The following is a 22,821-nucleotide window of genomic DNA, read 5'->3' on the forward strand; positions in this document are numbered from 1 at the left end:
CTTTCGGCTGGCGTCGCTACACTGAATGTAACGATATATTTCATGGGAAGCATGTGTCTCTCAAAGGAGGTTTCGATGAAAGCTGCGCACCTGGTCTGCCTGCTGGTTTGTCTGCTCTTCGCTGCGTTTGTCCATGCTCAGGAAAAGGACGACCCGGCGAAAGAGGCCCAAATCAAGCAACAGGTTCTTAGAGATGTGAAGAAAACCTGTACGCCACAGAAAAAACAGAGCGATAAGGCCTGGCAGGAGATGATTTTGTCGTCCGAGGCCAATCAGCTGCTGATCAAAAACGCCATTACCGCCGTCAAGCGCGACAACCTGGACGCCTACTGGGCGGCGATTGGCCAGGTGGATTGTATGGAAGATTATTGAGGGCTGGAAACGTGCTTCTCGCCGGGTGGCGGCGGCGCCTTACCCGGCCTACACAACATTTTTAACGCTTACGCACGTCCGGAATAATCAAATCCCCGCGCAGAACGTAGGACCCGAGCATCTGCGTTTTCTCCGTCAGCCAGCTCACGATACGCGCCGCCATGGCATCCATTGAATATTCAATCGCCGGGATCACCGGAATACCCGGCAGGTGCAGCGATCCGGCCAGGCTGAAGACCATAATGTCGTCCGGCACGGATTTGTTAAACGCCTGCAGCTGCGGGATCACCCGCTGGGCTTCCTGTTCGTCTGCCACCAGCAGCGCGTTGAAATTCAGCGTGCTGGCGTTATTCAGCAGCTCCTGTAGCGCAACGGACGAGGAGGTCGCGTCCATAAAAACAAGGTTGCGATTAAAGGGCAGGAAATTTTTCTCCAGCGCGTGTTTGTAGCCGAGCAGCACCTGGTCGGCAAAACCGCTGCCGTGCGGGTGGATCAGCGCAATCTGGCGACGCCCCTGGCTGGTGAGGTAGTTGCAGGCGGTTTCAGCGGCAAAGGCGTGATCGAACTGGATGCTGTTGGCGTTATCAGACTCCATACAGTCAACCAGGATAACGTTGTCCATATCGACGTCCAGCGGGAAACGCGCGCCAATCACCAGGATGTCATCGCAGAGCCCGCAGGAGAGCTCTTCCAGGGCGTGCATCACTTCCGCTTTGCTATGCGCGAAGCGCAGCAGCAGATGTTTTTGATGCTGGCTGAGCTGTTTTTCCAGCGCGTAGAGATAACCGGTGGTCTGGTTAATGTTTTCCTGGGCGCAAATGACCCCGATACAGCCCGTCGACTGGCTCAGCAGCGACTGCGCAATCACATTAGGGCGGTAGTTAAGTTCATCCACGGCCTTCAGAACGGCCTGACGGCTGGCTTCCTTTACGCCACGCGACCCACTCAACACTCGCGATACCGTGGCTTTAGACACCCCGGCAAGACGTGATACATCATTGATTGTCGACATCTCTTTCCCCTGACAGGCTTACCTCGTGCCTGCAAATTCCATGACCGCTTCGGCTCACATTATAGCCAGAACGGAGTATATCCGTTTCCGTTTTCCATGGAAATCGATTTTCCGTTTCCACTCAAAATGATGTCAAAACAGCCAAATTATGTGACGCACATCGGGTTAATCAGCCTCATAAATCAGGGTTCTTGATGGTTGTCACACTTCCATCTTTTATAAATGGAAACCGGTTTCCATATGATATCCAATCATCAGCGCAATAACTTTTTACATTTAGAGGATGGTTGTCGATGTTCAAGATAATGCTGTGCTGTTCCGCAGGGATGTCCACCAGCCTGCTGGTCAGCAAAATGGTCGATGTTGCGAAAGAACGTGGTTTGCCGGTGAAGATTGATGCGTACGGCGTTTCTGAATTTGATACGCAGTTTCCGCAGTACCAGGTTGTTCTTCTCGGACCGCAGGTGAAATACATGTTACAGACACTCTCAGACAAGGCGGCTACAAAAGGCATTCCGGTACAGCCCATCGACATGATGGACTACGGCATGCAGCGTGGCGATAAAGTACTGGACTATGCTCTGTCGCTTATCGAAGCGGCAAACTAAAAGGTGTTCACATGAGTTCGTTATATCAATCCATGGTCGCGGTGATTGAGCAGTCAATTACCCCGCTGGCCGCGAAGCTCGGTCAGCAAAAGTATGTGATTGCCATCCGCGACGGCTTTACCGCCGCGCTGCCGTTCATGATCATCGGCTCGTTTATGCTGGTGTTCATCTTCCCGCCGTTCTCGGCGGATACCACCAACAGCTTCGCCCGCGGCTGGCTGGATTTCTCCCAGACCTATCGCGAACAGCTGATGCTGCCGTTTAACCTCAGCATGGGCGTGATGACCTTCTTCATTTCGGTGGGGATTGGAGCGAGCCTGGGTCGTCAGTTTAACCTCGACCCGGTGATGTCCGGCCTGCTGGCCTTTATGGCCTTCCTGCTGGTTGCCGCGCCGTATGCCGACGGCAAGATCTCCACGCAGTATCTCTCCGGCCAGGGCATCTTCACCGCGCTGATCACCGCAATTTACGCTACCCGCGTCTATGCGTGGCTGAAGCAGAACAACGTGACCATTCGCCTGCCGAAAGAAGTCCCGACCGGCGTGGCGCGCTCGTTTGAGATCCTGATCCCGGTGATGGTGGTGATCGGCACGCTTCACCCGCTGAACCTGTTCATCGAAGCGCAGACCGGCATGATTATCCCGCAGGCGATTATGCACCTGCTGGAGCCGCTGGTGTCAGCGTCTGACTCACTGCCCGCGATTCTGCTCTCCGTGCTGCTGTGCCAGATCTTCTGGTTTGCCGGTATTCACGGCTCGCTGATCGTCACCGGCATCATGAACCCGTTCTGGATGGCAAACCTCTCGGCAAACCAGGCGGCGCTGGCGGCCGGCGCGGCGCTGCCGCACGTCTACCTGCAGGGCTTCTGGGATCACTACCTGCTGATTGGCGGCGTAGGCTCCACGCTGCCGCTGGCGTTCCTGCTGCTGCGCAGCCGAGTGACCCATCTGCGCACCATCGGCAAAATGGGCGTGGTGCCAAGCTTCTTTAACATCAACGAGCCGATTCTGTTCGGCGCGCCGATCATCATGAACCCGATGCTGTTTATCCCGTTCGTGTTCGTTCCGCTGGTCAACGCCTGCCTGGCGTACGGCGCAACAAAGCTCGGCTGGCTGGCACAGGTTGTGTCGTTGACCCCGTGGACCACGCCTGCACCGATTGGTGCCTCGTGGGCGGCAAACTGGGCGCTGAGCCCGGTGGTGATGTGCCTCGTCTGCATGGTGATGTCCGCGCTGATGTACCTGCCGTTCCTGCGCGCCTATGAGCGGACGCTGATGAAAAACGAGGAGCAGAAAGCTCAGGCGACCGTCGGCGCCGCCGAGACCGCAAGCCATTAAGTCAAAGAGGAAGAGTCATGAAATACGCATTTCCCGATAACTTCTGGTGGGGCAGCGCAAGCTCCGCTCTCCAGACCGAAGGGGCAAGAGAGGGCGAAACCACATGGGATTACTGGTTTGCCCGCGAGCCGAACCGTTTTCACAACGGCGTGGGGCCGCAGCAGACCTCCACGTTTTATCAGCACTGGAAAACGGACATTCAGCTGTTAAAGCAGCTGAACCACAACAGCTTTCGCACCTCGATTAGCTGGGCGCGCCTGATCCCCGACGGTATCGGTGAAGTGAACCCGGAAGCGGTCGATTTTTACAATCAGGTCATTGATGAGTTGAATGAGCAGGGCATCACGCCGTTCATCACCCTGTTCCACTTCGACATGCCGATGGCGATGCAGGAGATCGGCGGCTGGGAAAACCGCGACGTGGTGGATGCATACGCCCGCTATGCGCAGATGTGCTTCGAGCTGTTTGGCGACCGCGTGCTGCACTGGTTTACCTTCAACGAGCCGATCGTGCCGGTGGAAGGCGGTTATCTGTACGACTTCCACTATCCGAACGTGGTGGATTTTCGTCGGGCAGCCACCGTGGCGTATCACACCGTGCTGGCCCATGCGAAGGCGGTGCAGGCCTACCGCGCCGGACACTACGCGGGGGAAATCGGCATCGTGCTCAACCTGACGCCGTCATACCCGCGTTCGCAGAACCCAGCGGACGTGAAGGCAGCGCACATCGCAGACCTGATGTTTAACCGCAGCTTCCTCGACCCGGTCCTGCGCGGCGAATACCCGGCAGACCTGGTGGCGCTGCTGAAATCCTACGATCAATTACCCGCCTGCAAGCCGGAAGACGGCTTCCTGATTGCGGAAGGGAAAATCGACCTGCTCGGCGTGAACTACTATCAGCCGCGTCGCGTGAAGTGTCGCGACAGCGCGGTGAACCCGCAGGCGCCGTTTATGCCGGAGTGGTTCTTTGATAGCTACGAGATGCCGGGCCGCAAGATGAACCCATACCGCGGCTGGGAAATCTACGAGCCGGGTATTTACGATATTCTGGTTAACCTGCGCGACAATTACGGTAACCCTCGCTGCTTTATTTCTGAAAACGGCATGGGCGTCGAAAACGAGCAGCGCTTTATTGAAAATGGTCAGATTAACGATCAATACCGCATTGATTTTATTTCCGGACATTTAACCTGGCTGCATAAGGGCATTAGCGAAGGGTGCAATTGTCTTGGCTACCATATGTGGACATTTATTGATAACTGGTCGTGGTGCAATGCGTATAAAAATCGCTACGGATTTATCCAGCTCGATCTTGAGACGCAGCAGCGCACCCTTAAAAAGAGCGGAGAGTGGTTTGCCGCCACCGCGTTGAATAACAGCTTTGACAGAGAGTAATTGTGATGATCGTATTAGAAGAAGCCGTAATGGAAATTATCGTCAATGCCGGTCAGTCCCGCAGCCTGTGCTTTGAGGCACTGCACGCGGCGCGTCAGGGCAACATTGACGAAGCCAAAAGCCTGCTGCGCGAAGCCGATGGCTACGCGCGCCAGGCGCACAAGATGCAGACCAAACTGATCGAGCAGGATGCGGGTGAAGCCCGCCAGCCGATGACGTTAATCATGGTGCACGCGCAGGATCATTTAATGAATTCGTTATTAGCGCGTGAATTGTCTGAAGAAATTATTCATTTATATCAGAGATAGTCTATGGCGAAATAAATTACTGCAATACCTCTGGACCTTAAATAGAATTCCACTTGTTCTGATGATAGCGACATATTCTGTCAGATCGGAGCGGGATGGTTATTGTCTGAATAAAATTAAACTATATTGAGATAACCATGAATACGATTAAAAAACTTCCATTAACCATGGCGGTTATCGCCGCGCTTTGCCCAATTTCCGTGCTCGCACAGGAATTCACGCAGGAGCAAATCGACGCCATTGTGGCGAAAGCGGTAGATAAAGCCCTGGCCGAGCGGCAGGCAAAAATGGATGCGGCAGTCGCGAAAAAAGCCGACGTGGTGACGGAGCCGCAGAGCGCGGCACAATCACCGGATATGGCGATTCCGTTCGGCATCAAGTTTACCGGCTACGCCCGCTACGGCGCGCACTTCCAGGCCGCCGATCAGAAATACGTGGCGGTAGACGGTTCCTATAACGGCGCGTCCGCGATTGGTCGTCTGGGTAACGAAGGCAACGGCGGTGAATTCCAGCTCTCCAAAGCCTTCAAGGGTGAAAACGGCGCCATCTGGGATATCAACGTGATGATCGACCACTGGGGCGACGAAGTTAACCTGAAAAAGGCCTACGCCGGGGTGACCAACATTATGGCGTCTAACCCGAACGCCTACTTCTGGGCCGGTCGCGACTTCCACCAGCGTCCGCAGCAGGGCATCAACGATTACTTCTGGATGAACCACGACGGCCAGGGCGCCGGGGTGAAGAACTTCGACATCGGCGGCGTACAGTTTGACGTCGCGGCCGTGGCGGCCGTGGAATCCTGTAGTCCGGAAGTGATGGAAGATGAGGCTAACCCGTCGCGCATCACCTGTACCGGCGGTTCCGGCACGGGCGACAAAGGCAACTACGCGGCCACCTCGAAAATCCACGGCATGAAGCTCGGCCCGATCGACATAGAGCTGTACGCCAACTACGGCTTTGACTCCAAGGCGGTGGAGAGCGACGAGCGTCTGAACGCCTGGCAGGGCGGCGTGGTGCTAAGCCACACCAACGACAGCGGCGTGAACAAGGTGATTGCCCGCTACTCTGATAACGCGGACAACAGCGTGTTCAACAAAACCGAGGATCTGACCACGGTTTACGCCAGCTTCGAAGGGCTGTACAAATTCACCCAGGCCACGCAGGTGGAGTACATCCTCGCCTTCCACGACTACGACAACAGCCGTGATAAGACCGACAACCGCAAGAACTACAACGCCATCGTGCGTCCGATGCACTGGTGGAACGACGTTCACTCCACCTGGCTGGAAGCGGGCTGGCAGCATGTGGATTACGATAACGGCGGCGACAACAAGGGCTGGAAGCTGACGCTCTCGCAGAACATGTCCATCGCCATGGGGCCGGAGTTCCGTCCGATGCTGCGCTTCTACGTCACCGGAGGCAAAGTGGATAACGAACGCACCGCGCGCGTGAACGGCACCAAAGACGAAACGCTCGACGACTTCAACGTCGGCGCGATGTGGGAGGCGTGGTTCTAAGGCAAAAGCAAAACGGCAACGCAACGTTGCCGTTTTTCGTGTTTGCTCCCTCTCCCCGTGGGAGAGGGCCGGGGTGAGGGCATCAGGCCGCACACAACCATGCTATGCTGTTGACCGAATTAACGACAACATTGCAGGGGAGAACATGGGTTCCACACGTAAAGGGATGCTAAACGTCCTGATCGCCGCCGTTTTATGGGGAAGTTCAGGCGTTTGCGCGCAGTACATCATGGAGAAAAGCCACATTTCTTCGCCTTATCTGACCATGGTTCGCCTGCTGTTTACCGGCGTGATCCTGCTGACCTTATCCTTCGTTCACGGCGACAAGATTTTCTCGGTCATCAAACATCGCAAAGACGCCATCAGCCTGCTGATTTTCTCGCTGGTCGGCGCGCTTACCGTGCAGCTCACCTTCCTGCTGACGATTGAAAAATCCAACGCTGCGACCGCCACCGTGCTGCAGTTTCTGTCGCCGACGATTATCGTGGCGTGGTTCGCGCTGGCGCGGAAAAAGCGCCCCGGCGTGTTTGTCCTGTCGGCCATCATGACGTCGCTTGTCGGCACCTTCCTGCTGGTCACCCACGGCGATCCGACGTCGCTCTCCATCTCCCCTGCCGCGCTGTTCTTCGGCATCGCCTCGGCCTTTGCCGCGGCGTTTTACACAACGTATCCGTCAACGCTGATTGCCCGCTACGGCACGCTGCCGATTGTCGGCTGGAGTATGTTGATTGCCGGATTGATGCTGACCCCGTTCTACGCCGGACGCGGCACCACTTTCACGATCGACGGCAGCCTGCTGCTGGCGTTCTTCTACCTGGTGGTGATTGGCACCGCGCTGACGTTCAGCCTGTATCTGAAAGGCGCGCAGATGATCGGCGGGCCGAAGGCGAGCATTCTGAGCTGCGCCGAACCGCTGAGCAGCGCGTTACTGTCGGTGATTTTGTTGGGCGTGGCGTTCACCCTGCCGGACTGGCTGGGCACGCTGCTGATCGTATCGTCGGTGGTGCTGATTTCGATGGATTCGCGTAGAAGGGTTAAGGCATCGGCGTAGCCTGCTCCCCAAAGGGGCGAGGGTGAAAAGACAGCACCGAGCAGTCCCCTCTCCCCTGCGGGGAGAGGGTTAGGGTGAGGGGGGAATTTACTACTTCGCCTTCACCTTCCCCGCCACCAGCAGCGCCGTCAGCAGCATCAGCGTGCCGGAAATCACCAGCGGTGACGTCAGCCCCAGATGGTCGAGCGCCACGCCGCCCACCGCCGCGCCGCAGGTGTTCGCCAGCTGGATCACCGCCACCTGAATCGACCCGGCTTTCTCCGCCTGATCGGCAAGCGTTCGGGTGATCCACGTCGACCAGCCGACCGGGATCAGCGCAAAGGCAAAGCCCCAGATAATCGCAATCGCAGAGGCTACCCACTTATCGCTGCCCCACAGCACCAGCACCGCTGCACTGACAGCCAGCACCAGCGGTGCACCCGCCAGCGCCACTTTCAGGGAGCGTTTCAGGAACTGCGACGACAGCGAGGTGCCGACAAAGCTGGCGATACCGAAGCTCAACAGCACCAGCGTCAGGCCGTCGACGTCAAAACCGGCCATAGTCATAAACACCGGGCGGATATAGGTAAAGAAGGCAAACTGCCCGGCAAAGGCCATAAAGATGGCGGTCATCCCCGCCAGCACGCCGGGGCGCTTCAGCAGCGCGAACATGTTCTGCTTATGGTGCGCCGCTTCGCCCGGCAGCGACGGCAGCGCTTTCCACACCCAGATAATGCACAGCAGCCCCATCACCGCCGCCGCGTTAAAGACGTTACGCCAGCCGATAATCCCGCCGAGGAAGCTGCCTAACGGCGCGGCGATCACCAGCGCGATGGAGACCGCACCAAAGATAACGGACAGGGCCTTCGGCACCGTACGCGCCGGCACCAGGCGCATGGTGAGCGAGGCCGACATCGCCCAGAAGCCGCCGAGCCCCAGGCCAAGACAGGCGCGCCCCAGCAGCAGCAGGGTGAAGCTTTCAGCAAAAGAGACCAGCAGGCAGGAGAGCGTCAGCAGAACGCTGAAAAGAATGACCACTTTACGGCGGTCAATCGCGCCAATCACCTGCGTGATAAACAGACTGGCGAACATCGCCACAAAGGCGGTGACGGTAACGGACTGCCCCGCCACGCCTTCGGAAATGCCCAGATCCTGCGCCATCGGCGTCAGCAGGCTCACCGGCAGAAACTCAACGGTAATCAGGCAGGCGACGCAGAACGCCACGGAAAAAACCGCCGACCAGTTGGGGCGAGTAACCTCTTTGGTCTGCGGTCTGGTCGAGGGCTGGATATGTTCTGTCATGGTGTCACCTGAAGATAAAAACGTGCGGAAAAGTCGCGCAGTTTATCATCAAAAGTGTGACGAATTTAACGTTTAGACAACTTTTGACGTTTTTAATGAGCCAGGAGGGAGAGCGTCGTCGACTGATACCTTTTCAGCATAACGAAAATGAAAATTCAGTATCCACATTTGAGGTGAAACAATCATAGCGTCTGAAAAGGAGAAACTATGAAAACACGTACTTTATCTCAAAATCTTACCGTCAGTGCTGTCGGCTATGGTGCCATGGGTCTGAGTGAATTTTATGGCCAGACTAATGACAAAGCCTCACTGCAGGTATTGCATAGCCTCATCGATCTGAACGTGACGTTTATTGATACCGCAAATTTATATGGCCGTGGTCATAATGAAAGACTAATCGGTCATTTTCTTGCCGGGCTGGATAAAAGCACTCGCGAGCAGTTCAAAATAGCCACGAAGTGCGGCATCGACCGCTCGCCTGACGAGTCTTACGCCCGCACCATCAACAATACGCCTGACTATATCATCCGCTGCTGTAATGAGTCCCTCAAGCGGCTTGGCGTGGAGCGAATCGACCTCTTTTATCTTCACAGATTGAGCAACGAAACACCGGTCGAAGAGAGTATGGATTGTCTGCGCACCCTTGTTAAAGAGGGCAAGATCAACCACATCGGCCTTTGCGAAGTGTCGGCTTCAACGCTGCAACGGGCCCATGCGGTACATCCGGTCACCGCGCTGCAAACGGAATATTCTTTGTGGACACGCGATATTGAGGAAAGCATTCTGCCGGTCGTGAAAGAGTTAGGCATCGGTCTGGTGCCTTACTCGCCTCTTGGCAGAGGCTTCCTGACGGGAAAATACCTGAACAATAGCGAGTTTGCAGAAGGTGATTTCCGTAGAAATAATGAACGTTTTGTTCAGTCCAGCCTCGATCATAATCGCCAGCTGCTCGATGTCATCCACCCGCTGGCGGCGAAGTACGGCTGTACCGCAGGTCAGATTGCCCTTGCCTGGCTGTTAGCACAATACGATAACCTTGTGCCCATTCCTGGCACTAAGCACCTCAACTATCTGACCGAGAATGCGCAAGCTGCCGACATTGTGCTTGAGATGAATGATATTGAATCATTGAACAACCTTCATCGCCGGATAGCGATCAAAGGCGATCGCTATTCCGCCGAGGGTATGAAGGGCGTGAACGCCTGATACCTCATCATGAAATAAAAAAACCGGGTTTCCCCGGTTTTTTTATGTCTACAGATACGCCGTACCGTTAGCGATAAACGCTCAACGCAACGCCTTCCCCACCGCCTACGCACAGTGCGGCGACGCCGCGCTTGCCGTCGTTACGGACCAGGGAATGAACCAGCGTCACCAAAATCCGGCAGCCAGATGCACCTATCGCATGCCCAAGCGCGATGGCCCCGCCGTAAGGATTGATACGATCCGGGGAAATCCCAGCCTGCTGAATCACCGCCAGCGCCTGGGCGGCAAACGCTTCGTTGGATTCAAGGTGATCGACATCCTCAGGCTTCCATCCCGAGCGGGAAAGACAGTCGGCAATGGCTTGAATCGGGGCTGCCCCCATTAATGCCGGCTGGATACCGGAATTGGTAAACTCGCCCAGCGAAGCCAGAACCGGCAAGCCACGCGCTTCGGCGGTATCACGCGTACAAAGCAGCACCGCAGCGGCACCGTCATTCAGCGATGACGCATTTCCCGCCGTCACCGTTCCCTCTTTTCGGAAGACAGGCCTCAGCTTCGTCAATTTTTCAATACTGGTTGCACGCGGCCCTTCATCCCTCTCCACGCTAATCGTTTCGCCTTTTCGCGTCAGCCACTCAACCGGAACAATTTCACGCTCAAAAATGCCGAGCGCCTGCGCTTCAAGCGCATTGTGGTGAGAGGCAAGGGCATACTCATCCTGCATTTCGCGGCTGATACCAAACTCCGTTGCAACATTCTCAGCGGTGATACCCATATGATAATCATTGAAGGCATCCCAGAGCCCGTCAGAAACCAGGCTATCTTTGAGAGTGATATCACCCAGCCGCGTTCCGCTACGCGACGTCATGGCGATATGCGGCGCGTTGGACATACTCTCCTGACCGCCGGCGATAACAAACTCAGCCTCACCCGTCTGAAGCGCCTGCATACCTAGATGGACCGCCTTAAGCCCGGACCCACACACTTTATTGATTGTCAGACATTGCGTTTCTACCGGTAATCCGGCATTCAGGGCCGACTGCCGGGCCGGATTCTGCCCGCACCCCGCAGTAAGTACCTGCCCCATAATGACCTGAGAGATATCACTGGCCTCTACGCCAGATTCTTTCAGGAGCGCCTGAATGACCCGGCTTCCCAGGTTAGAGGCGGAATGCTCCGCAAGCGCGCCCTGAAATGCGCCCGTCGCCGTGCGGCGGGCTGCAATAATGACAACCTCGCTCATGCGTCTTCCCCTTTCAGTCCTGGCAAGGTATGACCCGTCGCGGCCATTGCCGCCCGGTATGCAGTAAGACCATTCATACAGGCGGGAACGCCAGCATACACCGCCATCTGAATCACGATTTCAAGCAGCTCTTCCGGCGTCACGCCTGTGTTGAGCGCGCCTCTCATATGCAGTTCCAGCTGCGGCATGGCATTACCCAGCGTCACAAGCGAGGCGACGGTCAGCATTTCGCGCGTTTTGAGATCCAGTCCCGGACGCCCCACCACATCCCCGAACGCATAGTCGGTAATCAGGGCGGGCAGCCCCGGGTCCAGCTCCCTCAGGCGGCGGGTGACTTTATCCGCAAGTCCCGCTTCAAGACGGTCCATAATCTCTCTGCCATAGCGCGTGCGGTCATTAATTTGACTCATAAGATTTCTCCAGTGGGGACTGTTTTGCGGTCAACGTTGCAGGAATAACCGCGACAAGCAGAACGGACAGGCCGATGGCCGTGCCGGCGACGATATACAGCAGCGGCATTGAAAATGCTGAAACCATCCAGGCACCGACCGACGCGCCAATACCAATGGCGGTATTGAAAAACGAAACGTAGATTGCGGAGGCCGGGAAAGCTTTATCTTCAGCCATACGTAAAACCCACGTCTGGAAGCCGACAAATATTCCTGACACGGCAACGCCCCAGACAATCATGCTGATGAATATCAACGCAGCAGAGAGCGAGGAACCTGAAAGGCCCAGGAACAGCAGCACTGCACAGATCAGCAGTACAGACAAAGAGACCGTCAGCTTGAGATACTTATCAATCAACACGCCGGTCAGAAAGTTACCGGCCAGACCCGCGATGCCGTAAACAAAAAGCACAGCGGGAATAAAGGCGGTGGACAGTAAACTCTGCGTGTGCAGCCAGGGTTCAATGTACGTAAAGGCGGCAAAGTGGGCCGTAACGGCCAGCAGGGTAGCGGAGTAAATTTTCCACAAGGTAGACGATTTCAGCACGCCTTTAAGCGCATTCAGGCCAAGCGCACTTTTGCTGGTGATCTGGGGAACAAGCACGCTAATACCCACAAAGGCAATTACGCTCAGCGCGGCCATCAGCCAAAAGGCCTGCCGCCAGCCGAAGTGAATACCAATGTAGTTGGATACCGGCACGCCAAAAACGCTTGCTGCGGAGACGCCACCAAATACGATTGACGTCGCCGCCCCAATATATCTGGCAGGAACGATAGCAACCGCCGTTGCGCCGATCATCGCCCAGAATGCACCGTGAGCAAGCGCACCCAGCACTCGGGCGCTAAGCAGCATGCTGTAGGTGTTTACCGTCGCGGCCATGATGTTGGAGATCAGAAGCACCACGGTGAGCACGAGTAAAAGGCGTTTCTTGGCCACATTGCCTAAAAAGACGGATGCAAACAGCGCACTCAACGCCCCCACCCAGGCATAAAGCGACACGGTCATGCCCACCGCGGATTCCGAAGACTGTAGCCCCTCTGCGATTGGCGTTAATAATCCGACCGGCGCCAGTTCGGTAGTAACAATAGTAAACGTTGAAATAGCCAGAATGAATAAAGCAAGCCATGACCTTAACGTCATATTTTGCAAAGAGAGTTCTGAAGTCATACTACTTACCTCAATGATAGTTTAAATAATTTGCCAATTTTTTTCTGTTGCATATCTGGTAAGCGCGGAATGCTCTCCCACACACACGGGATGCCCGATGGCTTCGAGCATTGGAATATCCGAAAGATCGTCACCGTAGGCATAACAATCCGCCGGGTTAATTTCCTTATCCCGGCAAAACGTCATAAGCGCGTCTTTTTTACCCGTTCCAATGGTTTGCGGCAGGCCGATTTCACCCGTTAACTCACCTGCTTCATTTATTATGACCGGCGCACAGAGTACATCCGTTACCCCAAGGTATTTCGCAATGGGTGAAAGAATCGGGAGCATAGAGCCAGATATAAATACGGTGTACATATTCTGGCGCTGATGTTTTTTAAGTGCTGCAACGGCGCTATCAATAAAAAACTCATTTTCCAGCTTATGCCTGAACCATTCCTCACCCATTTCGTCCAGATAACGACGAGATACACCTTTAAACTGGCGATAATACTCTCGGTTCAGCGTCTCCCTTGGCACACCGTTTTTTACGTCGGCACGAAAGCGAGACATAAAGCGTTGAAGACGATCGTGTTGATTATTTTCCCTGCACCAGAAATCATAAAAATCAAACATACTTTTAATATTTATAAGCGTCTCATCAACGTCAAAAAATGCGGCGTGTTTACGCAAAGCCTATTCCTCGTAGTTTTTTCTTCGACTCTTAACCGGGAAATCTTTATCCGTACCAGGCACGCCAGCATCCGCCCAACGGGAAGGCGGAATTTCAGAAACCACCACGGAAATTTTATCCAGCGGTGCACCTGTATTTTTGTGAACGGCAAACGTAATATCTTCCTGAAGCCTGATGATTTGATTTTCATCTTTCGTCGGCCAGGTCATCACATGAACAAACGGCATACTTTTCTCACTCTATAGTTGTAAATTCATCGAAGGAACGGCCTTTGAGTTTTAAATGGGCATGGATATCGCCTCCAAGACCGTAAAAACCAATTGCACCGCCGTAGCTCTGACGCGAGCTCATATAAAGTACGACTACGTTAATAATTCTGTTTCCTTTCCTCTCCGGTGCCGGAAAAGGATCGGTTAGCTCAGCCCAATATTCGGCATTACCTTCGCTATCGGTTATAAATACGTTGGGTATGCCCAGCGGGCCAGGCCTGCTCGGTGCCTCAGAGGCTAAATCGTTTTCCCTGAGGCTCATCACGGTATAAACGCTATCCGGAACAAGACTCCGGAACGAAAACGTGAACCGTGCTCGTTTTTTATCTTCGGACAGCGTGACGTCAAAATTTCCCTCTGCCGCAAGCCAGGCAGCGAGGGTGACAGGCTGGATGTCTCGCTTTCCATCGCTGCTGCGATAATCCGCGATATAGCCGTCATGAAGCGGCACGCTCGGCCTCTTTTCTTTGTTGGCGTGCGGCCGCTGTTCCGGTGCGAAAATCATCCGATAGTTGTTCATCGGAATGGGTAAAGGAAGAGTATGAAGAATAATGTCCTTCAACGCGTCCTGAGGCATTTTCTCTATATCACACAGAATGTTATAGGGTGCGATTTTCCCAAATGCCGGGAGCACGCTGTCCGGTGAGACAATGACGCTTCGCCACTGCAGACCGTTATCCCCGGGCACCATGCCGACCACGACAAAATTACCCTTCCCGTCCATGACCTCCGCAGGGGGGTAAAGCGGCCCCTGCGTGGTCGCAGCCAGACGGTATTTCTGGCTACGTAATTCAGGCATGCGTTACCCCCTGAGCCACCCCTTGCTGCTGAACGATGGCCGCCTGCATGGCAACCTCAGCCAGAGATTTTTCTTTCTCTGTAATCAGGGCGGAAGGATAGACGGTGAACGATACATCCATTGTCGCGCAAAGCGTTTGGTGCTGCGTGACGCGTACCTGAGCCTTGAAACGCCCCCGACGATCGTTAATATCTTTTTCCAGAAACTCAAAATGGACCAGCGCCGGTAAAGGGAACAGGAAACTGGCAAAATTGATCGCCATGCTATTAATGACGTAATAGCGCCCACTTTCCTGCTGGTAAATAAACTCTTCGGTGACGCCGATAAAGGCCTGTCGGCTGGCTTCAACCAGCAGCATTCCCTGAATATGCTGGCCCGTCTGGTGATCCGCCATCAATTCGCAACGCTCGTCGATTAACAGAGGCATCGCATAAAGGTCAGGGTTATGCTCAGCCTGTTCCGCAGGTCCTATAAGTACGTTCTGTTCCAGTTTTTTATGGCAATGTGCATTTTTTTTGTCGCTAACCAGTTTTTCCAGAGAGCACATTTTTAGTTTATTGCCATGAATTGCATTTCTTGCCTGGTTTGAAATTACTTTCCCGGCAAAATCCTTGCGCACGCCCTGCCCAACAATAATTTCGTGTTCTTTATCAATGATATTCGCTGGGATCTGAGTCAATAATTCAAGCTGAGATATAGTCAGTACATCTTTACCGTTGGCAAATTCATTAAATTTATCGCCAACAACAACCAACTTTTTACAGTTCATTCATTGTTCCTCAACAACAGCAAGCACGGTAGATGCGAGTATAAAGGCCGTCATTGCCGCCAGTGATAAAGTTGTCGCCGGCCTGCTGAATGATTTCCTGGTAACGCGCATTGGTAAATGCTTCTTTATATGCTGCTTTATCGCCATTGAATGAGGAGATAAACATTACGCCCGGAACGCCACTGATCAGAGAATGAAACGCTTCGAAACTTTCAATCTTGTCTTTGTTATCTCTTACCACATTAAAAATGGTTTCATCGCGCCACTGACGGTACTGCTGATAGTTATGCGCAGGCACTTCAACGTGACGAAGCTGGATGTAAGTTGATTCTGGTAAGTTCTTTTTATTATCGATCGGGGATTCAACAAACTTAAGTAATTCGCGACGAATATCGGCAGAAAGAACATCAGAGAAACGATGGAACATGGATTCCATTTCACTCTCAACCCACGCAATTTCTTTAATATCGTTGAATGCGCGCAGTTCCAGCAATTCATTAACACCGTTTTCTTCGCAGGAATAGTAGCGAACGTTTTCATTGCTTTTTAATGAAGTGAATTCTTTTTCAGAAAAAGCATTTTTTAATGGGAAGCGTGATACCAGTACATATTTAGACGACATAATTACTCCGAATATTGATTGAGTGAGGATTCGGATAGAAATTTATCAATACAGGAAACAATTGGAATTGTTAAATTTGTAATATATTTTTTGTATTACTGTTAAAACGGGTTTTGCTGCCTGCATTTAGCGTGTAATATCGAAATCGAAAAAAGACTAAATACCTTTTCGCATTCAGGACTCACGTATGGCCACAGCAGAACATTTAATCAGCAATAACCTGCCCAGTATCAAACAATTACAATGCTTTCTCGCTGTTGCACATGAACTGAATTTCCGTAAGGCTGCCGAACGTCTGCGCATGACTCAACCGCCATTGACGCGTCAGATAAAGTGCCTTGAAGCGGTTCTGAAACGTCAGTTGTTCAGCCGCAGCACGCATGACGTCAGCCTCACTGAAGCAGGTCGTGCGCTGGTTGTTCAGGCTGAAAAAATACTTAAAGACATCAGTAATCTAAAAGAAGATCCTCTCTCTTCTGAAACGAGCCTGCGAATCGGACTCACGCGGACGCTTAATTTTGAATATATTGAACCCGTGAATACCCAGCTTCAAAAAATGAACGCAGGAGATGATGTCGAAACGCCGGACCTGACGTCTGCCCAACTGCTGCAAAGCTTGTCTAAAAATATGCTGGATCTGGTGCTGACCGGTGAAAAAGGAACGGGTCATGAAGACATTGTTCAATACCGCTGGGTCTGCCAGGAACCGTTGCTCATCGCAATGCCCTCTTTACATCCTGCCAGCCTGAAAGAGAAAGTCGCGCTGGAGGATATTAGCGATCTTCCCATTTTCTGGTTTTCCAGAAGTGCCAACCCGTCATTCTACGACAAATGCGAAAGCTACTTTGATACGCTGAAAACGCCGCTGAAGCGGATAAAAGAGCCGGATGATACCCTCGTGATGCTAAGCCGTATCGCAAGAGGGAAAGGATTTGCGCTACTGCCTCAGTCGAAATGCACCTTTAATCAGGAAGGACTTTGCTACCGTGAACTCACAGACGCGGAGGCAAAAAGGTTAAACATAGATATCTATGCCGCCACCCGCCTCAATGAAAACAGAGAAGAGATTCTTAACGCTCAAAATATCCTGTGCGGAAAAACGGCTTAATGCAGGTAAAACACCCCCTCTTCCGGCAGGAAGAGCTGGTTATAGCGTAGCTGGAAGGCATTCAGCTCCTGCGGATCGGGCTCCATCTCGCGCATAAAGCCAAGCGCCAGACGAATTTGCGCATCGGTGATGGGCGCCGCCAGGCGGGCTTTTCGCAGCATACGGTGCCAGGCGTGCAGGTTCTCCTCGCTGCCGTCGACAATGCAGACCTGCCAGATCAGCAGCACCTGCGCGGCGTTTTGCAAATGCGCCTCGTCGGGGCGTTCAAGATAATGGATAAACTCATTGCCGGGCGTTTTACCGAACTGGTCGATCATCGACTCGACCGGCATTGGGGTCATCCCCAGACGTTCGCTCAGGCGTTTGATTGCGCGGCGGGAGTCTGAGGTCAGGACGCGAAATCCCACCACAAACACCACGGCAAGCGTTGCCAGCATTATCCAGACCATGCGTTCTCCTTAGAATAGCCGCTCATCATAGCGAGAAACGCAGGGCGTCAACAGCGGGCAGAACCATAATACTGTGCTGAAAAGAAGTTGAAGACGAGGATAAACGGGGTTAACGCGACAAGGTATAAATGTAAAAAAGCCCGGCATCACACACCACCGGGCAAAGAAGTTACCTGCACACTCAGGCTGTTTTTAATTTCTGCACACGATTCTCACGGCGAATTTTACGTTCTTCCAGTACCGCGACCATCGCCATCAGGACGATACAGCCGATGGCTGCCGCATCCAGCGCGGCGAAGGTGCCCGCCCAGCCGGTGAGGCCGAAAATCGGCGTGCCGTCGGCGATCATCCCCAGACCCAGCTTGGCGAAGCTGTCGCCGATCAGGTAAGCAAAGGTGCCTTTAATCCCGTCGGCGGCGCCGATCGCTTTTTTCGGCACGAAGCCGACTGCCGCCACGCCGATCAGGAGCTGCGGACCAAACACCAGGAAGCCGAGCGCGAACAGGGACGCCAGGTAAACGTACTGGTTGCTGGCATGCTGGTACACGCCGAGGGTGGCGATAATCAGCGCCAGCGCGATGCAGGCCACCAGCGCACGACGGCCGTTGGCGAGGTCAGAGAGCCAGCCCCACAGCAGGGTGCCGACCAGCGCGCCCACTTCGAACAGGGTGAAACCCTGAATCGCCACTTCTTTAGAGAGCTTCAGCTCCTGGAAGGCATATACGGTCGACCACTGGTCGATACCGATGCGCACCACGTACAGGAAAATATTCGAGAAGCAGAGCAGCCAGATCACTTTGTTTTTCAGCACGTACTCAACAAAGATCTGCCATTTGGTCATCTCGTTTTCTTCGGTCTCTTTGTCCTCTTCGCTGATCTCCTCGCCGAACAGCTCTTCAGCTTTGCCGAGGCCGTAGGATTCCGGGGAGTCGCTGCCGTAGCGCAGGCCGATAAAGCCGACAATCAGGGCGATAATCGACGGGAAGATAAACATGCCGATCACGTGGCCGTCGAACAGGACGTTCGCGCCGAACAGCGCCACGCCTGCCGCACCCGCCCCCCCGAGGTTGTGGGAGATGTTCCACATGCCGAGGTACGAACCACGCTTGCGCCGCGGGGTCCATTTGGTGATGGTGGAGTAGCTGCATGACCCGCCGGTGCTCTGGAAGAAACCGCTCAGGGCGTAGAAGGCGATCATCAGGAACAGGCTAACGGAGCCGGTGCCCATGCTGGCGCTGAAGCCGAGCATACAGATGGCGGAGAGGATCAGCATAAACGGCAGGAACTGCTTGGTGTTTTTGCCGTCCGCGTAGTAAGACACAACGGTTTTCCCCACGCCGTAGGTGATGGAGAAGCCCAGGCCAATCATCCCCAGCTGCGTCATGCTCAGCCCGTAGGTTGAGATCATGTCGTTTTGTGCGATGTTAAAGTTTTTGCGGATCAGGTACATGGTCAGGTAGCCGATAAAGACCACCAGATAAGACTGCATGAACGGTTTGAACCACATTTTGCGCCGCACGTCGAGCGGCAGATCCAGGGTCGGCTTGCGCACCTGATTTAAGAAGGCCAGCATGACTGAGTTACTCCTGAGCTGATTTTTGCAGCATTGTAAAAATCAGCCGGGAGAGATGCCTGAGACAGCGTCCAGGTAAAACCGGGAAAATTTCTTAGTTTTGCGCTATTCGGGGTGAAAAGGTGAGACGCATCACGCTTCGTTCACCTCACGTGGCGCCTGCGCGTTCAAAAACGGCAGCAGCAGCAGGGCGGAAATCCCCGCCGCGATGGCGATCGCCGCGAAGAAACCGTTCCAGTGCCAGATGTCGATCACCCGCGCCAGCGGCCAGCCGGAGAGCGACGCGCCGAGGTAGGCAAACAGCCCGACAAAGCCCGTCGCCGCGCCGGCCGCCTCTTTGTGGGAACACTCCGCCGCCGCCATGCCGATCAGCATCTGCGGGCCAAAGACGAAGAAGCCGGTGGTGAAGAAGCACGCCGCCTGCATCACGTAGCTGGCAAACGGCATCAGCCACAGCGAGCCGACGGAGAGCAAAATCCCGGCGGCGAAAATCAGGTTCATCGGGCCGCGGTTGCCGTTGAACAGCTTATCCGAGCCCCAGCCCGCCACCAGGGCGCCGATAAACCCGCCCAGCTCGAACATCGTCACCGCCGAGTTGGCGGTCACCAGGTCCACGCCCAGCGTCTCGGACATGTACAGGTTGCCCCAGTCGTTGATGGCCGCGCGCACCACGTAGACCAGCACGTAGCAGAGCGACAGTAGCCAGATGTACGGGTTTTTCAGCACGTACTTAGTGAGGATCTCTCTGCGGGTCAGCCCCGCGCCTTCCTGCTGCTGGGCAATCTCCATCTCGTCGTGCCGCCAGTCACCCACCGCCGGCAGGCCGACGGTTTGCGGCCTGTCGCGCAGGCGCCAGCAGAGGAACAGCCCGGCGACAATCGCGAGGCCACCGGCAATCATCATCCCCGCGCGCCAGCCGTAGTGCAGCGCTGCGGCTCCCACGACCATCGGGATCAGCGCCCCGCCGACGTTATGCGCGGTGTTCCAGACGGCCCACCAGCCGCCGCGCTCGTTGCGCGAGTACCACGCCGTGAGCAGGCGGGCGCAGACCGGCGCGCCCCAGCCCTGGAAAAAGGCGTTCAGCGCCCACAGCAGGGCAAAGGCCCAGAGCGAGGTGGAGAAGCCAAACAGGATGTTCACCACGCCGGTGGCGATCAGCCCGACGCCCATAAAATAGCGCGCGTTGGAGCGGTCGCTGACGATGCCGGAGAAGAACTTCGACAGGCCGTAGGTGATGTAAAACAGCGTCGCCAGCAGGCCAATATCGGTGCGGGTCATCACGCCGCTGGCGAGGATTTCCGGCGCGGCGGCGTTGAAGCTTTTGCGGGTGAAGTAGAACAGCGCGTAGCCGAGCCAGATGGTAATCAGGATATGGCGACGCCAGTAGCGGTAGCGGGCGTCGATTTCCGCTTTGTTGCCTATCGGCGCGGCATTCGCGGGGGTTTTAAACATGGTGGCTCCTTAGCGGCAGGCTGACGCTGACGCGCGTCCCGTGGGTGCAGGAGATATTCAGCGTGCCGCCCAGCGCCTTCACGCGCTCGCGCATGCCCGCCAGGCCAAAGCCCTGTTGGCCGGAGCCCGGCGGCAGGCCGCAGCCATCGTCTTCAATCACCAGCATCAGGCGCTCGTCCTGCTGCCAGCCCTGGATCGTGACCGCGCTGGCACTGGCGTGTTTGACGATATTGTTCAGCCCCTCCTGACAGACGCGGAACAGCGTCACGCGCTGACCTTCGCTCAGGGTAACTTCATTGATGCGCCAGTCGAGATGGCTGACTATCCCGCGGCTTTCCAGCTCCATCTCGCGCATCAGGGAGCGTACCGCCTGCTCCAGCGTCAGGTCATCAAGCTGGCGCGGACGCAGCCGTCCCAGCAGGCGGCGAACGGAGTCATAGACCCCCAGCGAAAGCTGTTCGATATGGGCCCCGCCCTGCTTCACCCCGGCGTTTTCCGCTGCCAGACGCTGGACGATGCCCGCCTGGGTGCGGATGGCGGTGATGGTCTGGCCGATATCATCGTGCAGCTCGCGGGCGACCTCCTGCCGCACGCTCTCTTCCGTCTCCAGCAGGCGCTCCGCCAGACGCCGGTTGCGCGCCAGCTCGGTCTGCAGGGACTGGTTCAGCTCGCGCAGGCGCTGAATGCCCGCGCCGAGCAGCAGCCCGGTCAGGCTCTGGGCCAGCAGGGAAAGCAGTAAGTCCACAGGATGATCGTGCCAGGTCTGGCTGGCAATCAGCGCGATGGCGTTCATCAGCGTGGCGATCAGCGCCCCCTGCCAGCCGTAGTGCCAGGCCAGGGCGATGATCGGCAGCGCCAGGCAAAACGGCGTAAAGCGCGAAAGCTCGGCGGGCAGGCCAAGCTGTAGCCACAGGCTCACCACAAACAGCAGCAGATACCAGATGAGGTGCCGGGCGCGCCAGTTCACCGGTTGAGTAACCAGCGCCGGGCCGAGCGGCTGCCAGACGGTGCTGGTGAGGTAGTGCCAGAAAACGAGGCAGGTCGGCGCGAGCGTCAGGCCGCCGGTCAGGGCCAGCAGCAGGGCGTTGAGCATCTCCTTCTCGCCGACCCACGGAAGCGACTGCAGCAGCGCGGCGGCAATCAGCGCCGCACCCTGACGCAGCAGCGTGCGCCAGTCGCGCTGGTGACGGTAGCGGGAAATCAGCGCAACCGGGAGAAGCGTAAGCACGCTTCCGGTCATCAATAAGGGCAGGTGCGCGAGGGCGACTTCCTGCGCCAGCCAGACCAGCATCAGCCATTCAGCACCGAGCAAAACGGGCCAGTAGCCGCGCGGGCACTGGAGCATTAAGCCCAGACGCAGGCCGAAGGGAAAGAGCAGTACAGCCAGCTCCGGGCGTTCTACCAGGTGCAGGCTGATGCTCCACAGGCAGAACCAGGCGGCGGAGAAGATAAAGAAGCTGGCGGCGACGGCGATCAGCCGCGAAAAGACGGGACTCATTGCCAGCTGTCGAACATGCGGCGCGCCAGCTCGACGTCGTTGCTGACGTTGAGTTTTTCCATCAGGTTGGCGCGATGAACGTGCACGGTTTTCGGGGACAGATCCAGCTCGGCGGCAATCTCTTTTACCGACATTCCCTGCGCGAGTTTTTCCGCAACCTGACGCTCGCGTTTGGTGAGCGGATCCTGACGTCCGGCCGCCAGCTTGATGGCGATATCCGGCGTTAAATAGCAGCCGCCGGTGGAGACCGTACGCACCGCGGCGATCAGTTCGTCGGGGCTACAGCGTTTAGAGAGGAAGCCGCGCGCGCCCGCGTTGAGCGCCTGCTCGACCAGCGCCGGGCTGTCGTGGACTGACAGCATAATCGTCGACATACCTTTCGGCAGTTGGCTTAGCAGCTCCAGCCCGGAGAGATCCGGCATCGAGATGTCGCAGATACAGACCTGCACCCCGCGCCCCGGCAGGCCCGCCAGCGCCTCGCGACCGGAGCCAAACTCGGCCACGACCTGAAAATCTGGTTCGAGGTTCAGGAGCTGGGCAAAGCCGGAGCGGACGATAAGGTGGTCGTCGATAAGAGCGATGGTGGTCATGTGTGTTCCTGCGGTCTGAAAATGCCGGATAGCGCTGCGCTTATCCGGCCTACAAGAGCGAAAGGCGCTTACC

At 55.6% G+C, this 22,821-nt stretch carries 24 protein-coding genes; 9 read left to right on the forward strand and 15 right to left on the reverse strand.

Going from position 1 to position 22,821, the window contains the following annotated elements:
* The first annotated feature begins 75 nt into the window (after window positions 1-75).
* Window positions 76-372: a YicS family protein gene (locus M2433_RS16170; protein ID WP_047347467.1), complete on the forward strand. Its 297-nt coding sequence runs from the start codon at window positions 76-78 to the stop codon at window positions 370-372.
* Window positions 373-433: 61 nt separating this feature from the next.
* On the opposite strand, the gene M2433_RS16175 is transcribed toward M2433_RS16170, so the two are convergent.
* Complete coding sequence (locus M2433_RS16175) at window positions 434-1,384, reverse strand: LacI family DNA-binding transcriptional regulator (RefSeq protein WP_429055238.1); 951 nt, start codon at window positions 1,382-1,384, stop codon at window positions 434-436.
* Window positions 1,385-1,677: 293 nt separating this feature from the next.
* Here M2433_RS16175 and M2433_RS16180 point away from each other — a divergent pair, with 293 nt between their 5' ends.
* The 6 genes from M2433_RS16180 (at window position 1,678) to M2433_RS16205 (ending at window position 7,599) form a co-directional block, all read left to right on the forward strand.
* Entirely contained in the window at window positions 1,678-1,992 is a 315-nt protein-coding gene (locus tag M2433_RS16180) for a PTS sugar transporter subunit IIB (protein WP_248186120.1), read from the forward strand.
* A gap of 11 nt (window positions 1,993-2,003) precedes the next feature.
* Entirely contained in the window at window positions 2,004-3,329 is a 1,326-nt protein-coding gene (locus M2433_RS16185) for a PTS sugar transporter subunit IIC (RefSeq protein ID WP_047347466.1), read from the forward strand.
* 17 nt (window positions 3,330-3,346) lie between these two features.
* On the forward strand, window positions 3,347-4,723 hold the full coding sequence (locus M2433_RS16190) for a glycoside hydrolase family 1 protein (protein ID WP_429055235.1): 1,377 nt from the start codon (window positions 3,347-3,349) through the stop codon (window positions 4,721-4,723).
* 5 nt (window positions 4,724-4,728) lie between these two features.
* Complete coding sequence (locus tag M2433_RS16195) at window positions 4,729-5,031, forward strand: PTS lactose/cellobiose transporter subunit IIA (protein WP_028015653.1); 303 nt, start codon at window positions 4,729-4,731, stop codon at window positions 5,029-5,031.
* A 137-nt stretch (window positions 5,032-5,168) separates the two neighbouring features.
* Window positions 5,169-6,548, forward strand: a complete 1,380-nt coding sequence (locus M2433_RS16200; RefSeq protein WP_429055232.1) for a carbohydrate porin — start codon at window positions 5,169-5,171, stop codon at window positions 6,546-6,548.
* Between the two features lie 145 nt (window positions 6,549-6,693).
* Window positions 6,694-7,599: a DMT family transporter gene (locus tag M2433_RS16205; protein WP_429055230.1), complete on the forward strand. Its 906-nt coding sequence runs from the start codon at window positions 6,694-6,696 to the stop codon at window positions 7,597-7,599.
* Window positions 7,600-7,689: 90 nt separating this feature from the next.
* Here M2433_RS16205 and nepI read toward each other — a convergent pair whose 3' ends face one another.
* Window positions 7,690-8,880, reverse strand: a complete 1,191-nt coding sequence (gene nepI, locus M2433_RS16210) for a purine ribonucleoside efflux pump NepI (protein WP_059311553.1) — start codon at window positions 8,878-8,880, stop codon at window positions 7,690-7,692.
* Window positions 8,881-9,087: 207 nt separating this feature from the next.
* Here nepI and M2433_RS16215 point away from each other — a divergent pair, with 207 nt between their 5' ends.
* Window positions 9,088-10,086, forward strand: a complete 999-nt coding sequence (locus M2433_RS16215; protein ID WP_429055229.1) for an aldo/keto reductase — start codon at window positions 9,088-9,090, stop codon at window positions 10,084-10,086.
* A gap of 67 nt (window positions 10,087-10,153) precedes the next feature.
* Here M2433_RS16215 and M2433_RS16220 read toward each other — a convergent pair whose 3' ends face one another.
* The 8 genes from M2433_RS16220 to M2433_RS16255 are packed head-to-tail and all read right to left on the reverse strand — an operon-like array spanning window position 10,154 to window position 16,078.
* Window positions 10,154-11,329 carry an acetyl-CoA C-acetyltransferase gene (locus M2433_RS16220; protein WP_429055228.1) on the reverse strand — a complete coding sequence of 392 codons (1,176 nt, stop codon included), beginning with the start codon at window positions 11,327-11,329 and terminating at the stop codon, window positions 10,154-10,156.
* Window positions 11,326-11,739 carry a carboxymuconolactone decarboxylase family protein gene (locus M2433_RS16225; RefSeq protein ID WP_429055226.1) on the reverse strand — a complete coding sequence of 138 codons (414 nt, stop codon included), beginning with the start codon at window positions 11,737-11,739 and terminating at the stop codon, window positions 11,326-11,328. Before M2433_RS16225 ends, M2433_RS16220 begins: the two co-directional genes overlap by 4 nt.
* Complete coding sequence (locus M2433_RS16230) at window positions 11,726-12,946, reverse strand: MFS transporter (RefSeq protein ID WP_429055225.1); 1,221 nt, start codon at window positions 12,944-12,946, stop codon at window positions 11,726-11,728. Before M2433_RS16230 ends, M2433_RS16225 begins: the two co-directional genes overlap by 14 nt.
* 21 nt (window positions 12,947-12,967) lie before the next feature.
* Window positions 12,968-13,618 carry an HAD family hydrolase gene (locus M2433_RS16235; RefSeq protein ID WP_429055223.1) on the reverse strand — a complete coding sequence of 217 codons (651 nt, stop codon included), beginning with the start codon at window positions 13,616-13,618 and terminating at the stop codon, window positions 12,968-12,970.
* Between the two features lie 3 nt (window positions 13,619-13,621).
* The gene (locus M2433_RS16240) at window positions 13,622-13,846 is read right to left on the reverse strand and encodes a tautomerase family protein (protein WP_047347457.1); all 225 of its coding nucleotides are present in this window, start codon (window positions 13,844-13,846) and stop codon (window positions 13,622-13,624) included.
* 7 nt (window positions 13,847-13,853) lie between these two features.
* Window positions 13,854-14,687 (reverse strand): hypothetical protein, encoded by an 834-nt coding sequence (locus M2433_RS16245; RefSeq protein ID WP_429055220.1) that lies wholly within the window; start codon window positions 14,685-14,687, stop codon window positions 13,854-13,856.
* Window positions 14,680-15,456 (reverse strand): AfsA-related hotdog domain-containing protein, encoded by a 777-nt coding sequence (locus tag M2433_RS16250; protein WP_059311560.1) that lies wholly within the window; start codon window positions 15,454-15,456, stop codon window positions 14,680-14,682. Before M2433_RS16250 ends, M2433_RS16245 begins: the two co-directional genes overlap by 8 nt.
* Before the next feature lie 10 nt (window positions 15,457-15,466).
* Window positions 15,467-16,078 (reverse strand): hypothetical protein, encoded by a 612-nt coding sequence (locus M2433_RS16255; protein ID WP_063430882.1) that lies wholly within the window; start codon window positions 16,076-16,078, stop codon window positions 15,467-15,469.
* Window positions 16,079-16,265: 187 nt separating this feature from the next.
* Here M2433_RS16255 and M2433_RS16260 point away from each other — a divergent pair, with 187 nt between their 5' ends.
* Window positions 16,266-17,186, forward strand: a complete 921-nt coding sequence (locus tag M2433_RS16260) for a LysR family transcriptional regulator (RefSeq protein WP_045285316.1) — start codon at window positions 16,266-16,268, stop codon at window positions 17,184-17,186.
* On the opposite strand, the gene M2433_RS16265 is transcribed toward M2433_RS16260, so the two are convergent.
* The 5 genes from M2433_RS16265 to uhpA all read right to left on the reverse strand — a co-directional run bounded on the left by M2433_RS16265 (window position 17,183) and on the right by uhpA (window position 22,748).
* Window positions 17,183-17,635 carry a DUF1198 domain-containing protein gene (locus M2433_RS16265; RefSeq protein ID WP_059311562.1) on the reverse strand — a complete coding sequence of 151 codons (453 nt, stop codon included), beginning with the start codon at window positions 17,633-17,635 and terminating at the stop codon, window positions 17,183-17,185. The two genes, M2433_RS16260 and M2433_RS16265, sit on opposite strands and share 4 nt — an antisense overlap.
* Window positions 17,636-17,816: 181 nt before the next feature.
* Window positions 17,817-19,208 carry a hexose-6-phosphate:phosphate antiporter gene (uhpT, locus tag M2433_RS16270; RefSeq protein ID WP_429055216.1) on the reverse strand — a complete coding sequence of 464 codons (1,392 nt, stop codon included), beginning with the start codon at window positions 19,206-19,208 and terminating at the stop codon, window positions 17,817-17,819.
* Window positions 19,209-19,340: 132 nt separating this feature from the next.
* Entirely contained in the window at window positions 19,341-20,660 is a 1,320-nt protein-coding gene (locus tag M2433_RS16275; protein ID WP_429055214.1) for an MFS transporter, read from the reverse strand.
* Window positions 20,653-22,158: a signal transduction histidine-protein kinase/phosphatase UhpB gene (gene uhpB / locus M2433_RS16280; RefSeq protein WP_429055211.1), complete on the reverse strand. Its 1,506-nt coding sequence runs from the start codon at window positions 22,156-22,158 to the stop codon at window positions 20,653-20,655. Before uhpB ends, M2433_RS16275 begins: the two co-directional genes overlap by 8 nt.
* Window positions 22,155-22,748: a transcriptional regulator UhpA gene (gene uhpA / locus M2433_RS16285; RefSeq protein WP_042714360.1), complete on the reverse strand. Its 594-nt coding sequence runs from the start codon at window positions 22,746-22,748 to the stop codon at window positions 22,155-22,157. Before uhpA ends, uhpB begins: the two co-directional genes overlap by 4 nt.
* Window positions 22,749-22,821 lie beyond the last annotated feature (73 nt).

Source organism: Enterobacter sp. AC1 (assembly GCF_050434705.1).
Taxonomy (GTDB): domain Bacteria; phylum Pseudomonadota; class Gammaproteobacteria; order Enterobacterales; family Enterobacteriaceae; genus Enterobacter; species Enterobacter cloacae_L.